Annotated in this window: 12 protein-coding genes; 10 read left to right on the plus strand and 2 right to left on the minus strand. The window is 63.1% G+C overall.

Annotated features, from left to right (window positions below; genetic code table 11):
• The first annotated feature begins 2 nt into the window (after positions 1 to 2).
• The 7 genes from ehuD to EKH55_RS20280 all read left to right on the plus strand — a co-directional run bounded on the left by ehuD (position 3) and on the right by EKH55_RS20280 (position 6,143).
• The gene (gene ehuD, locus EKH55_RS20250) at positions 3 to 665 is read left to right on the plus strand and encodes an ectoine/hydroxyectoine ABC transporter permease subunit EhuD (RefSeq protein ID WP_151612783.1); all 663 of its coding nucleotides are present in this window, start codon (positions 3 to 5) and stop codon (positions 663 to 665) included.
• Complete coding sequence (eutA, locus tag EKH55_RS20255) at positions 665 to 1,447, plus strand: ectoine utilization protein EutA (RefSeq protein ID WP_151612785.1); 783 nt, start codon at positions 665 to 667, stop codon at positions 1,445 to 1,447. Before ehuD ends, eutA begins: the two co-directional genes overlap by 1 nt.
• On the plus strand, positions 1,444 to 2,448 hold the full coding sequence (gene eutB / locus EKH55_RS20260; RefSeq protein WP_151612787.1) for a hydroxyectoine utilization dehydratase EutB: 1,005 nt from the start codon (positions 1,444 to 1,446) through the stop codon (positions 2,446 to 2,448). Before eutA ends, eutB begins: the two co-directional genes overlap by 4 nt.
• Complete coding sequence (gene eutC / locus EKH55_RS20265; protein ID WP_151612789.1) at positions 2,445 to 3,434, plus strand: ectoine utilization protein EutC; 990 nt, start codon at positions 2,445 to 2,447, stop codon at positions 3,432 to 3,434. The genes eutB and eutC overlap by 4 nt, the downstream gene beginning before the upstream one ends.
• A gap of 31 nt (positions 3,435 to 3,465) precedes the next feature.
• A complete protein-coding gene (gene doeA / locus EKH55_RS20270) occupies positions 3,466 to 4,647 on the plus strand; it encodes an ectoine hydrolase DoeA (RefSeq protein WP_151612791.1) in 1,182 nt (393 codons plus the stop codon).
• Positions 4,648 to 4,650: 3 nt separating this feature from the next.
• Positions 4,651 to 5,664, plus strand: a complete 1,014-nt coding sequence (doeB, locus tag EKH55_RS20275; RefSeq protein ID WP_151612793.1) for a N(2)-acetyl-L-2,4-diaminobutanoate deacetylase DoeB — start codon at positions 4,651 to 4,653, stop codon at positions 5,662 to 5,664.
• Between the two features lie 212 nt (positions 5,665 to 5,876).
• Positions 5,877 to 6,143: a hypothetical protein gene (locus EKH55_RS20280; RefSeq protein WP_151612795.1), complete on the plus strand. Its 267-nt coding sequence runs from the start codon at positions 5,877 to 5,879 to the stop codon at positions 6,141 to 6,143.
• Positions 6,144 to 6,181: 38 nt separating this feature from the next.
• On the opposite strand, the gene EKH55_RS20285 is transcribed toward EKH55_RS20280, so the two are convergent.
• Positions 6,182 to 6,889 carry a LysM peptidoglycan-binding domain-containing protein gene (locus EKH55_RS20285; RefSeq protein WP_192803846.1) on the minus strand — a complete coding sequence of 236 codons (708 nt, stop codon included), beginning with the start codon at positions 6,887 to 6,889 and terminating at the stop codon, positions 6,182 to 6,184.
• Positions 6,890 to 7,175: 286 nt separating this feature from the next.
• Here EKH55_RS20285 and EKH55_RS20290 point away from each other — a divergent pair, with 286 nt between their 5' ends.
• From EKH55_RS20290 to EKH55_RS20300, 3 genes are all read left to right on the plus strand, one after another.
• Positions 7,176 to 7,991, plus strand: coding sequence for an ion transporter (locus tag EKH55_RS20290; protein WP_151612799.1), 816 nt, complete (start codon positions 7,176 to 7,178; stop codon positions 7,989 to 7,991).
• Between the two features lie 149 nt (positions 7,992 to 8,140).
• Complete coding sequence (locus tag EKH55_RS30180; RefSeq protein WP_345790243.1) at positions 8,141 to 8,752, plus strand: hypothetical protein; 612 nt, start codon at positions 8,141 to 8,143, stop codon at positions 8,750 to 8,752.
• A 159-nt stretch (positions 8,753 to 8,911) separates the two neighbouring features.
• The gene (locus tag EKH55_RS20300) at positions 8,912 to 11,548 is read left to right on the plus strand and encodes an outer membrane protein assembly factor BamB family protein (protein ID WP_151612801.1); all 2,637 of its coding nucleotides are present in this window, start codon (positions 8,912 to 8,914) and stop codon (positions 11,546 to 11,548) included.
• Positions 11,549 to 11,711: 163 nt separating this feature from the next.
• Here the strand turns inward: EKH55_RS20300 and EKH55_RS20305 are convergent, their stop codons facing one another.
• Complete coding sequence (locus EKH55_RS20305) at positions 11,712 to 12,062, minus strand: hypothetical protein (RefSeq protein ID WP_151612802.1); 351 nt, start codon at positions 12,060 to 12,062, stop codon at positions 11,712 to 11,714.
• Between the last annotated feature and the right edge of the window lie 613 nt (positions 12,063 to 12,675).

Consider the following 12,675-nt stretch of genomic DNA (forward strand, 5'->3'; position numbering starts at 1 on the left):
CCATGGAATGGGACTGGGAATTCGTTCGCCAGATCATGCCGACCCTCATCGAGGGACTGAAGATCACCATCCTCGCCACCGTTCTCGGCGCCGGCGTCGCCGCGGCGATCGGCCTCGTCTTCGCCATCCTGCGCATGGTGGCGCCGGCGCCGATCGCGCGGGCGACGAGTTTTGCGGTGGAGTTTATCCGCGGCACGCCCTTGCTCGTGCAACTCTACTTCATCTTCTACGTGCTGCCGGATGTCGGCATCCGTCTGCCTGCCCTCGTCGCCGGCGTCATCGGCCTCGGCATCCACTACGGCACCTATGCCGCCGAAGTTTATCGCGCCGGCATCGAGAATGTTCCGCGCGGGCAATGGGAGGCCGCCAAGGCGACGAACCTCACGGCGCGCCAGACCTGGATTCATGTGATCCTGCCGCAGGCGATCCCGCCGATGATCCCGGCGCTCGCTAACTATCTGATCGCCATGTTCAAGGAGACGCCGCTGCTTTCGGCAATCACGGTGCTCGAACTCATGAACCAGGCAAAGAGCATCGCCAACAGCAACTACCGCTATATCGAACCGATGACGCTGGTCGGCGTGTTCTTCCTGATCATGAGCCTTATTTCGGTCTTCTTCCTGCGTTGGCTGGAAGAGCGCTACGCCCGGGTGGACGAACGCTGATGGAAAGAAACAACACCCTTACCATGACAGCGCGCACACCGCGCCTCGACGACCGACCGTTCGAAAAGCGCATCGGACTTGTGGTCCTTGCCACGGATCATACGACGGAGACGGACTTCACGCGCCTGGTGGCGTCGGAGCGGAACGGCGTCTACGTTGCGCGCATCGCCTATGCCAATCCGGTGACGCCGGAAAACCTCAGGGCAATGCAGCCGTCGCTTGCGGCGGCGGCCGCATTGATCCTGCCGAACGAGCCGCTTGACGTCGTCGTCTATTCCTGCACCTCCGCCTCCGTCGTCATCGGGGACAAGGAGATCGCCACGGCGATCCACGCGGCCAAACCGGGGGCCGCCGTCGTGACGCCGACGGCGGCGGCGGTCAAGGGCCTTAGAGCCCTGGATGCCAGGCGAATTTCGGTGCTCGCGCCCTATACGATCGAGACCAGCCGGTCGATGGCGGATTATTTCGCCGACGTGGGATTCGAGATCGACAGGTTCACCTGCCTGGGGCTTACCGACGATCGGGAAATGGCGCGGATCGCCCCCGAGGAGATCGTGGCGTTCGCGAAGGAAGCGACGGCGGCTGAGTCGGACGCACTCTTTATCTCCTGTACGGCCGTGCGCGCGGCGGGCGTCGTTGGGAAAATCGAGGCGGCGGTCGGCAAGCCGGTCGTCAGCAGCAATTTCGCCACGGCCTGGGCCTGTCTCCGCCTTTGCGGTGACGACCAAGCGCGGCCGGAACTCGGCCGGCTGATGGCGCTGCGGCTGGGACAATGGCCATGAGCGCCTCTCTCCCGGTGACGATTGAGCATATCGAAACGGCGGCACGGCGCATCTCCGATCGCGTGCTGACGACGCCCCTCGTCGCGTCGGCATCGCTCGGCAAGCTCTGCGGCGTCCCCGTCGGGTTGAAGCTGGAGCACCACCAGACGACCGGCAGCTTCAAGCTGCGCGGTGCGACCAACGCGGTGCTTTCGCTGCCCGCCGACGAGAGGGCACGTGGCGTGGTCGCGGCCTCGACCGGCAATCACGGCCGGGCACTCGCCCATGCGGCCAAGGCGGAGGGCTCGGTCGCAACGATCTGCATGTCGCGGCTCGTGCCGGAAAACAAGGTCTCCGAAATCCGTCGCCTTGGTGCCGATGTCCGCATTGCCGGCAAGTCCCAGGACGAGGCGCAGGAGGAGGTCGAGCGGCTCGTCGCGGACAAGGGCCTCGTCATGGTGCCGCCCTTCGATCATCCGGCCGTCGTCGCCGGGCAAGGGACGCTCGGGCTCGAAATCATCGAGGAAATGCCGGACGCGGCCATGGTGCTCGTGCCGGTTTCGGGCGGTGGGCTGGCGGCGGGCGTTGCCGCAGCAGTCAAAGCGCGCAAGCCGGAGACGCGGGTGATCGGGCTGACAATGGAGCGCGGCGCGGCAATGAAGGCGAGTCTCGCTGCCGGCGGGCCCGTGCTCGTCGAGGAATATCCAAGCCTGGCGGATTCGCTTGGCGGCGGCATCGGGCTCGACAATCATGTGACATTTCGCATGTGCCGCGAGCTCATCGACGACATCGTTCTTCTGACGGAGGCGGAAATCGCCGCCGGCATGCGCCACGCCTATACCGAGGAGCGCGAGGTGGTGGAAGGAGCAGGCGCCGTCGGCATCGCGGCGCTTCTCGCCGGCAAGATCAAGAACATCAACGGCCCGATCGCGGTCATTCTCTCCGGCCGCAATGTCGACATGGGCCTGCATCTGCGCGTGATGAACGGCGAAACGGATCCGTTTCGCGAGGAGACGGCATGACAGGGATGAAAATTCTGACCGAGCGGGAACTGCGCCGTATCGTTCCGCTCGACCGCGAGGCGGTTGCCTGCGTCGAGGAGGCATTCCATGCGCTCGCCACGAAAGCCGTGGCGATGCCGCCGATCCTGAGGCTCGATATTCCGGAGCACCGCGGCGAGGTGGACGTGAAGACGGCCTACGTGCCCGGCCTCGACGGCTTCGCGATCAAGATCAGCCCGGGCTTCTTCGACAACCCGAAAATCGACCTGCCGAGCACTAATGGCATGATGGTGGTGCTGTCGAGTCGCACGGGCCTCGTGCGCGCGCTGCTGCTCGACAATGGCTATCTCACCGATGTGCGCACGGCGGCGGCCGGCGCGGTCGCGGCCAAGCATCTGTCGCGGCAAGATGCTTCGGTCGCGGCGATCCTCGGCGCCGGCATGCAGGCAAGGCTGCAGCTCGAAGCGCTGGCGCTGGTGCGCCCCATCCGCGAGGCGCGCCTGTGGGCCCGCGACGCGGCAAAGGCCGAAGCAACGGCGCGGGCACTCTCCGAGAAGCTGGGTTTCCCGGTCGAGGGTGTCAACGACGCGAAGGCGGCCGTCACGGGCACTGACATCATCGTGACCACCACGCCGTCGGAGGCGCCGATCCTAAAGGCCGAGTGGCTGCAGCCGGGCCAGCACGTCACCGCCATGGGATCCGACGCCGAACACAAGAACGAGCTCGACCCGCAGGCGATCCTTCGCGGCACCTACGTCGCCGACAGTTTGAAACAGACGCGCCGGCTCGGCGAGCTGCATCACGCGATAGCCGCTGGGCTCGTGACACAGGACGCCGAGTTCGCGGAGATCGGCGAGGTGATTGCGGGTGTGAAAGCCGGACGAACCACCGCCGAAGAGATCACTATTGCCGACCTGACGGGCACCGGCATCCAGGACACGGCCATCGCCACGCTCGCTGTCGGGCGGGCGAACGCCGCAGACGCGGGAACCACATTCGAGAGTTGAGACCGGCACCGCCGGAAACGAGGGAAGAAACATGACCCAACCCAATCTCAAATTCTCCCTTGGGGAATACGAAGCCCGGCTCGGGAAGACCCGCCAGGCCATGGAGGCAAAGGGCGTGGACCTGCTGATCGTCAGCGACCCGTCCAACATGGCTTGGCTCACCGGCTATGATGGCTGGTCGTTCTACGTGCATCAGGCGGTGATCGTGCCGCCATCGGGCGAGCCGATCTGGTTCGGCCGCGGCCAGGATGCCAACGGCGCCAAGCTCACCGCCTATCTCGGCCATGAGAACATCGTCGGCTATCCCGATCACTACGTACAGTCGACGGAGCGCCACCCGATGGACTACCTGTCGGGCATTCTCGCAGACCGCGGCTGGGGGGCGCTGCGGATCGGCGTCGAGATGGACAACTACTGGTTCTCCGCGGCCGCCTTCGCGTCGCTCACGAAACACCTGCCGAACGCCCGCTTCATCGACGCCACGGCGCTCGTCAACTGGCAGCGCGCGGTCAAGAGCGAGATGGAAATCAAGTACATGCGTAATGCCGCGCGAATCGTCGAGGCGATGCATCAGCGCATCTTCGAGAAGATCGAGGTCGGCATGCGCAAATGCGATCTGGTCGCCGAGATCTACGATGCCGGTACGCGCGGGGTCGACGGCATAGGCGGTGACTATCCGGCCATCGTGCCGCTCCTGCCTTCAGGCGTGGAGGCATCCGCGCCGCACTTGACCTGGGACGACCGGCCGCTGAAGAGGGGCGAGGGCACCTTCTTCGAGATTGCCGGCTGTTACAACCGATATCACGTCCCGCTGTCGCGAACGGTTTTCCTCGGCAGGCCGACGCCTGCCTTCCTCGACGCCGAGAAGGCGACGCTCGAGGGCATGGAGGCAGGTCTTGCGGTGGCAAAGCCCGGCAACACCTGCGAGGACATCGCCAAGGCTTTCTTCGCGGTCTTGAAGAAATACGGGATCGTCAAGGACAATCGCACCGGTTATCCGATCGGCCTTTCCTATCCGCCCGATTGGGGCGAGCGCACCATGAGCCTGCGGCCGGGCGACAGGACGGAACTGAAGCCCGGAATGACCTTCCACTTCATGACGGGACTTTGGCTCGAGGACATGGGATTCGAGACGACGGAAAGCATTCTGATTACCGAGACCGGCGTCGAATGTCTGGCATCGGTGCCGCGCAAACTGATGGTCAAGAACTGAGACATGAGAGAGCAGCCTATGCGGCCATCGCCGATCAGCGCCACGGTCGATTTCGAAACCGACGGCATCCAGCACGGCTTTCTGCGCCTCCCCTATAGCCGCGACGATTCGGCCTGGGGTTCGGTGATGATACCGATCACCGTCGTCAAAAACGGGCGGGGCCCGACCGCCCTCTTGACCGGCGGCAATCACGGTGACGAATACGAGGGCCCCATCGCACTGTTCGAGCTGGCGCGAAGCCTCGATCCGGCTGAAGTTCAGGGCAGGGTGATCATCGTGCCGGCTATGAACTATCCGGCGTTCCTGGCGGGAACCCGCACCTCGCCGATCGACAAGGGCAATTTGAACCGCAGCTTTCCCGGCCGGCCGGATGGCACCGTGACGGAGAAAATTGCCGATTATTTTCAGCGGGTTATGCTGCCACTCGCCGACGTCGTTCTCGACTTCCATTCCGGAGGCAGGACTCTCGAGTTCCTGCCGTTTTGCGCGGCCCATATTCTTGCCGACAAGGCGCAGGAGGAGAGAGCCTTCGACTTCGTCAAGGCCTTTGCCGCGCCCTATTCGATGAGAATGCTGGAGATCGACTCCGTCGGGATGTTCGACACGGCGGCGGAGGAGATGGGCAAGATCTTCATCACGACGGAGATCGGCGGCGGCGGCTCGGCGACCGCCGGAAGCGTGGCGATCGCCCGACGCGGAGCCATGAACGTCCTGCGGAATGCGGGCATCGTCGAGGGAGAGCCCGAGATAATGCCGACGGTGTGGCTGGACATGCCGGACGCTCGCTGCTTTGCCTTCGCAGAGGATGCGGGTCTCGTCGAGTTCATGGCAGACCTCGGCGAACCCGTGGAGTCCGGAGCCGTGGTCGCGCGCATTCACCCGACCGGGCGCACCGGTGCAAAACCGCTCGAAATACGCGCCGGGATGGACGGCATTCTCATCGCGCGACATCACCCGGGGCTGATCAAACCCGGCGATTGCTGCGCGGTGCTTGCGGTCAGGATCGAGGAGCAGTAGGCGTCTGCAGCCGGCCGGCTTCGAATCCGGCTCCGGTATTGACCCAGGCACCAGAGCCGACCGAGTGATATGGTCGGTGGATTCGGAACATTCCGGATGTCCGGTGATTGGGGTATGGTCAAGCGGCGGGGGCCGTCCGATCAAATGCAATCAGGCGCAGGAAGAGGCGCCTTCCGTATGCCTCGGGCATACTCAAGACTCGAGCGAATCTTATGCTGCGAGAAAGCTTCATCCTTTCCCTGCTGTTAGCGGCTGCATCGCCGGGCGGCACCGGCGCGAGAACCGTCGGCGATGTTTGCGCCGACGCCGTCGACAGTGCATTGTCGCAGACCAATGGACAGCTTCTCTCCGTTCGTTTGCACAAGGATCAGTGTCGTTTGACGGTTCTCATTCGACAACCTGGGGAGCGTCCAACAAGGAAAGTCATCGAAATCCAGATCAGAGAGCTGGAGCCTGTCGAAGCTCGCCCGCCGCGTTGAATTGCCCGGCGAGCTGAATTGCCCGGCGAGATTGCCGCCTACTGACGTGCGCCAACGCTGAACGGCTCGGACACCACACGGACTCGGCCGTTCGCCGTCTCGACGGCAAAAGCAATCTCCTGTCCCTTTTGCGCCTGTTCCGGAACAGGAACCATGACCTGCAGCGTTCCAGCTCGGCTGGTCTGCGCGTGTGATATAGTTCGGAAAGGCGCCCCGTTGCCGACGCGAACCCCGATCAATACCTCTACCCCACCCGGAAGTCCGCTCGCATTCAGGGTCACTTCTTCACCCGGGCCGGCGCTCCTCGTCGTCACCGTCACGTCAGCGCCCCGACTCTCGTTCGTGGAAACACCAGGCAGTCCCAGCCGCTCGCCGAATTCCAGAATATCCCTGTTGAGGTCCGGCTGATCGGAAAGATAATCCGAGACGGACCTGCCTGCGGCTTCCGCCGCCTGATTCACCCGCTCGCCGGCGTCCCGCACCGCATCTCGTGCGCGACCTAACCAATCTCCGTCGACGTCTGCAGGCATCTTCAACTGAAGCCCTGCGTGGATTTCGCTGCGGTCGAGTGAAGGATTAGCGGAAAGGATCGCTTCAGCGGACGTGTTACACCGGGTAGCCAGCTGCTCCAGCGTCTCACCTTGCGCCACCGCCTCGGTATTCCCGCACCCCTGAGCAAGGGCAAAAGACGTGGGAGTGCAAACCGTGACAGCCAATACAAACATCGTCGCTTCGAGATGACGCATCCGTCGCCTCCTTTTCACTGTTCTCATCATCTAACAGAGCTTGTGTCCTCTGGTTCCTGAAACACGCCGTTGTGACTGGCCCAACAAGAACCCCGGCCCATCGAGAACCCCGACGGTGCCGCTGTCCGGCGCTCGTCGGAACCAATCCGGCGGGCTAGGGGTTGGACGCCGAGCCTTCGCTACTGCATGGCTGCGAGCATCTGGAACGAAGCGGCCGTGTGCTTCGTGCTCGAGACAGACGGCTCCTGAAGTGTGGTCCTCTGCTACGGACCTGAAGGAGAGCAAAATGGCATCACGGCCGGAACTGCCACAGGATGACCCTCGCGAACAAAAGGAGCGCTGGAAAACCCTTCGCCAGCTGGAAGAGTCGCTCGAGACGCCGATGCGGGTCCTGTCTTTCATCTGGCTGGCGCTTGTGCTCGTCGAGCTTGGGTGGGCCACGTCGGGTGTGTTCCAACTGCTAGGCACCTTTATCTGGATCATATTCGTCCTGGAGTTCATTCTGCGCTTCTGGCTCGCGCCGCGTAAATGGCCATTCCTGCGGCGCAATCCCGTGACGGTGATCGCGCTGATCGCGCCGGCGTTTCGATTCCTCAATGCGCTTCGCTTCCTGCGTCTCGCCCGCGGCCTACGTTTGGTCCGCATAGTCGGCACCGCCAACCGGGGGCTGATGGCCTTGCGCAAGAGCTTCGATCGCAGGGGACTGGGCTATGTGCTCCTCGCGACAGCGGTCGTCGTTCTGCTCGGTGCCGGCGGAATGCTCGCTTTCGAGCCGTCAAGAGAGGTGGAGGGCGGCTTCAACGACTATGGGGACGCGCTCTGGTGGACCGCGATGCTGGTCACGACAATGGGATCGGGCTTCTGGCCGGAAACACCCGAAGGGAGAGTGCTGGCGCTGCTCCTCTCGATGTACGGTCTGGCTATGTTCGGCTACATCACCGCCAGCTTTGCCACGTTCTTCGTCGGCCAGGAAGCGCAGGCGAGGGACGGGGAGATCGCCGGTTCCGTCGAGATCGACAAGCTTCGGCGGGAAATTGCGCGCCTGCGAAGGGAGCTGAGGACACAGGGTACGCTGAATGAGGAAAGCGGCGCCAACGACTGAGCAACACCGAGCACGAAAATCCGCCGGCCACACGCCTCCCGGCTGGGCCGCCGGGAACCAATGGGACTCAGCACGGGTTAACTAACCAGTTCAAACGAATTCTACGGAAGAGCGGCGCTTCCTGCTGAAGCTGGTGGAGGAATTTCCAGATGAGGCACAGGCGACTCGGAGAATCTGCCGCGGTAACATTGCTCACGTTCATGTTCGCGACATCGGCCCTGTCCGAAGATCCCGACGCCGATCGCTGTCGCGTTGCTCCCGGCACAGACGAAAGGACCCTCTCCGAAAAGCTGGACGACTGCAATGGCGTGCTGAAGCCGCCTAAGGTCGGTGACACCGAGCTCGTTGAACCAGCGCCCGATGTCGGGAAGACACGTGTGATCCGCCCGGGAGAACTTCCCGCGCAGCAAAGCGGCCCGAATGCAGGAAAAGCGACCGCGGGAGAGGATTGGAACAGCTCCTATGACGTCCGAGAACTCGTCGCCGCGATCGGCCGCTCAAAAGCCACCGCCCGGACGCTGTCGTCCCTTACCGCTCCGCAAGTACGGGTGCTCGACGTCTCGCATATGTTCAGCGGGGCGAAGGCAGCGGCCCTCAATACCTCGTTGGCCGAACACGCGCAGGCGCTGGATGCATTGCGGGAGACGATCGCCAATAGCGATCCACTGTCGCAAGCTTTGAACAGCAAGGGGCTGTCGGCCACGAATGTCGTTGCGGCGAAGGTCGAGCAGTCAGGAGCGGTCACAATTTTTGCAAGGTGACCACAAGCCAACTTGTGCAAGTTGGTATGCTGGTCGCTTCGAAGACTCCGGAGGTCGCGCCGCATGCATTGAACCAGCGGCCATGAGGTGAAGCTTGCAATCATGGCCCTCTCGCGCCGCGGGAAAGCCCGTTCGAAGTCCGTTATGGGGAGCGTCAGCATGTACAGGCTCGTGGTTTCTGTCCTCGTCCTCCTGGTAGGGATGGTGCTCGCCGCCGGCGGTGTCTGGCTGGCAGCTTTGGGCGGGTCATGGTTCTACATTCCTTTCGGGGCGATGATCGCGGTGTCGGCTGCGCTGCTGATGCTGCGTAATGCCGTTGGGCTCGGACTTTACGGGCTCGCTGTACTGGTGACGCTCGCATGGAGCCTGTGGGAAGTCGGGCTCGACTGGTGGGCGCTGGCTCCCCGCGGTGGCTTGCTGCTCGTCATCGCCGTCTTGCTGCTGCTTCCGCCGATGGTGCACGCGATGCACCGGCCCGGAGAGACTCGCGCGGGCTACGGGGCCAACAGCCTGATCCTCGCAGCCGCGGTCGTGATCGCTGCCGCCGTCGGCGTCTATTCCATGTCCCGCAGTCCGCATGACCTTGCGGGCGCTTTCACCGAAGCCCGGATGGCGGTGGAACCGAGAGAGCAGACCGCCCCTGCCCGTGAATGGACGGCATATGGCCGCACTCCGCTGGGGCAGCGCTATTCGCCGCTTGCCGAGATCACACCCGAAAACGTGTCACGGCTCAAGGTCGCCTGGACCTACCAGACCGGCGAGGTGCGCGACGAGAACGATCCCGTCGAGACCACCTATGAAGTCACACCATTGATGGTGAACGATACCGTTTACATCTGTACGCCTTTCAGCACGGTCATCGCTCTCGATCCGGTTACCGGCGAGGAAAAGTGGCGTTTCGATCCGAAGCTGAAGCAACCTCCGACCGCGACCACGCAGCATATGACCTGCCGCGGCGTTTCCTATCATGAGGCCTTGCCCGGAGATCTTCCGGCCGAAGCGCCCGGCCCCTCGTCACCGCAGGCCGCCGCAGAGATGCCCGTGGATGCCGGATCCGCAAATCCCGCAGAGGAGCAGGCTCAGCCGGCCGAAGTCCCGCAGCAAGCTGAGCCGACCATTGCCGGAGCATCCGACGCGGGCGGTCTCGTCGACGAAAGCGCCGCCGAAGTAACCACGGAGGCCGCTCCTGTGCCGCAAAACATCGTCACTGGGGCAGTGCGAGCGGACGCGCCGACGCCCGTAGTCGAACGCGAGAAACCTCCTGCTGCACCTGTGACGCTGAGCGAAACGTGCATGCGGCGGCTCTTCGTGTCCACGTCCGATGGCAGGCTGATCTCGATCAGTGCGGAGACGGGCGACATCTGCCCCGGATTCGGTGGAGAGGACGGTACCGTCAACCTGTGGGCGAACATGCCCAATATCACGCCCGGTTCGGTCTACTCGACATCGCCCCCGGTGATCACCGAAGACAATCTCGTCGTGGTCGGCGGTGCGGTCAACGACAATGTCGCGACCACGTCGCCGTCCGGAGTCATCCGCGCTTATGACGCCTTTACCGGCACGTTGGTCTGGAATTTCGACAGCAAGAATCCCGGCGCCACCGAACCGATCCCGAATGGGCAAACCTACAGCCAGAACGCGCCGAATTCCTGGAGCGTGGCAAGCTACGATCCTGAGCTCGGGCTTATCTATCTGCCGATGGGCAATGAGTCGCCCGATCAGTTCGGCGGTGACCGGGGCGAGAACACCGAGCGGTTTTCCGCTTCGATTCTGGCCCTGCACGCGGACACCGGCCAGGTCGCATGGGTCTTCCAGGCGGTGCATCACGACATCTGGGACTACGATGTTCCAGCCCAGCCGAGTCTCGTCGACTTGACAATAGACGGGAAAGCCGTGCCGGCGCTCGTTGCGCCGACGAAACAGGGAGAGGTCTTCGTGCTCAACCGCGAAACCGGCGAGCCGGTGCTGCCGATCCGAGAGGAGCCGGTGCCGCAGGGTGCCGTGGAAGGGGATCGCACTGCCGCCACGCAGCCGCGCTCCGCTGTGTCCTTCCGGCCCGAGCCGCTGGCGGAGTCAGACATGTGGGGCGCAACGCCGATCGATCAGCTCTATTGCCGCATCCGCTTCCGCCAGCTCCGTTACGAGGGCGCGTTCACACCGCCTTCCCTGGGGGGGAGCATCGTCTATCCTGGCAACTTCGGCACTTTCAATTGGGGCGCTGTGGCGGTCGATCCGGATCGCGACGTGATGTTTGCGATGCCCGTCTATCTTGCCTTTACCGTCAAGATGATCCCGCGCGATAGTACGGGACGCGTCGTCACCAAGGAGGGCCAGCCCGTCTTCAATGAAAACTTCGGCGCGCCCTATGCGGCGAGAATGGGCCCGTTTTACTCGCCCCTGAACCTGCCATGTCAGCAGCCGCCATGGGGTTATGTGGTCGGCGTCGATCTGACAACCGGCGAGACGGTTTACAGGCACGTCAACGGCACGGTGCGTGATCTCGCCGGACCGATTCCCCTGCCCTTCGAAATGGGTGTGCCAGGCATTGGCGGTCCGATTGTGACGGCGGGCGGCGTGGCATTCCTGAGCGGGACGCTGGACAACTATGTTCGCGGCTACGACCTGCAAAACGGAAAGGAGATCTGGCGCGCGCGCCTGCCCGCTGGTGGTCAGGCGACACCATCCACCTACCGGGGCGCAGACGGACGACAGTATCTCGTGGTCGTCGCCGGAGGACACGGATCGACCGGCACCAAGGCAGGCGACTCGATCATCGCCTATGCATTGCCGCGCTAGAGTAACGCATCGCCTCGAAGACCGGCCGCGATTTTCGGAAAGCTCGATGCGGAGATTCAAAAAGTTGCAGCGACCTTAGCGCGTCTGAAAGACACGCGGCGCTGCAGGCGCTTGCCTTCTCGCGGCCTGTTCGAGGCGCGCCTCGGCCGGGGGCGATTTTCCTTCAATGAATGGTCCGGGAATACTCCTGAGGACAAAACTCCTCGAAATCCTCCAGGACGCGTACAAGCTCGAACGAGTAGAGCGAAAGACCGAACAACTGTCCTGTCACGTACAGCGTAAATGCGGATTGCTTGAATTGCAGAACTTGCCCGCCCGCGGGTCGCGCCGTCTCTCGTGGGGTGACCGAAAACGCCATCAGATGCTCCTCGGAGCCGAAATTCGGCCGTGAGGAGTAGTCTGGCGAATTTTGGACCGGATTGCCGGGTACCATTCTCCAGCCCTCCGACGCGCTCTCGGAAAACACCTCCAATGGGACCAGATTGATTTCGATGCGGTTGAGTTCCTGTATCATGGCGGCAATCCTCAGAAGGAACGTGGGGGAACGAAGAGACAGATGGTGCGGCCCTCGGGCTCGCCTCCCACCGTGCAGTGGTGAAACTGCCCGTCCGGACTGTTCTTTATGCGCGTGTCTCGCGGCGTAATGAGCTCTCCGGTAAGCTTGATGACATAACCGCGGGGTCCTTCGAGAACGGCTTGGCTCCCGACTTCGCGGCAGTCCATCCCGCTGCAACATGAAAACGGATAGGTCCATCCATTCGGCTGTACCGCTGTCGGCGCCGCGTCATGCGCTGCTGCGGGCGCAGCGAAAACGAGTGCAAAAAGAGTAGCCTTTGGTCTGCCCATGACCCGCACCTCGATGGTGAAAAGGGCCGCTTCGGCTTCGAAGCTTCCGTTCGATCGAGTTCCCGAGACGCTGCAACAAGCATCTCCGCATCCCCGGCGAATTCCGCACCTGATTTGGAAACGGCTCCCACGGGGAGATTATGCTCACGATAGCAGCCGGCCTCCCGGCCTGACTATTGAGCAGGAGGAACGATCGGGTACCAACGAGCAGGGGATGACCTATACGGAGGTTCAGGTGTGCCATCACAGCAGGCTGCTGCTTGCACGGGAGAAACGGGCTT

Source organism: Sinorhizobium alkalisoli (assembly GCF_008932245.1).
In the GTDB taxonomy this organism is placed as follows: domain Bacteria; phylum Pseudomonadota; class Alphaproteobacteria; order Rhizobiales; family Rhizobiaceae; genus Sinorhizobium; species Sinorhizobium alkalisoli.

What these genes read in the sequence shown, in the direction of transcription:
- EKH55_RS20290 (WP_151612799.1), top strand. Translation starts at nt 7,176, where the DNA reads ATGGCATCACGGCCGGAACTGCCACAGGATGACCCTCGCGAACAAAAG.
- eutA (WP_151612785.1), top strand. Translation starts at nt 665, where the DNA reads ATGGAAAGAAACAACACCCTTACCATGACAGCGCGCACACCGCGCCTC.
- eutB (WP_151612787.1), top strand. Translation starts at nt 1,444, where the DNA reads ATGAGCGCCTCTCTCCCGGTGACGATTGAGCATATCGAAACGGCGGCA.
- doeB (WP_151612793.1), top strand. Translation starts at nt 4,651, where the DNA reads ATGAGAGAGCAGCCTATGCGGCCATCGCCGATCAGCGCCACGGTCGAT.
- EKH55_RS30180 (WP_345790243.1), top strand. Translation starts at nt 8,141, where the DNA reads ATGAGGCACAGGCGACTCGGAGAATCTGCCGCGGTAACATTGCTCACG.
- doeA (WP_151612791.1), top strand. Translation starts at nt 3,466, where the DNA reads ATGACCCAACCCAATCTCAAATTCTCCCTTGGGGAATACGAAGCCCGG.
- EKH55_RS20305 (WP_151612802.1), bottom strand. Translation starts at nt 12,062, where the DNA reads ATGATACAGGAACTCAACCGCATCGAAATCAATCTGGTCCCATTGGAG.
- ehuD (WP_151612783.1), top strand. Translation starts at nt 3, where the DNA reads ATGGAATGGGACTGGGAATTCGTTCGCCAGATCATGCCGACCCTCATC.
- EKH55_RS20280 (WP_151612795.1), top strand. Translation starts at nt 5,877, where the DNA reads ATGCTGCGAGAAAGCTTCATCCTTTCCCTGCTGTTAGCGGCTGCATCG.
- eutC (WP_151612789.1), top strand. Translation starts at nt 2,445, where the DNA reads ATGACAGGGATGAAAATTCTGACCGAGCGGGAACTGCGCCGTATCGTT.
- EKH55_RS20300 (WP_151612801.1), top strand. Translation starts at nt 8,912, where the DNA reads ATGTACAGGCTCGTGGTTTCTGTCCTCGTCCTCCTGGTAGGGATGGTG.
- EKH55_RS20285 (WP_192803846.1), bottom strand. Translation starts at nt 6,889, where the DNA reads ATGCGTCATCTCGAAGCGACGATGTTTGTATTGGCTGTCACGGTTTGC.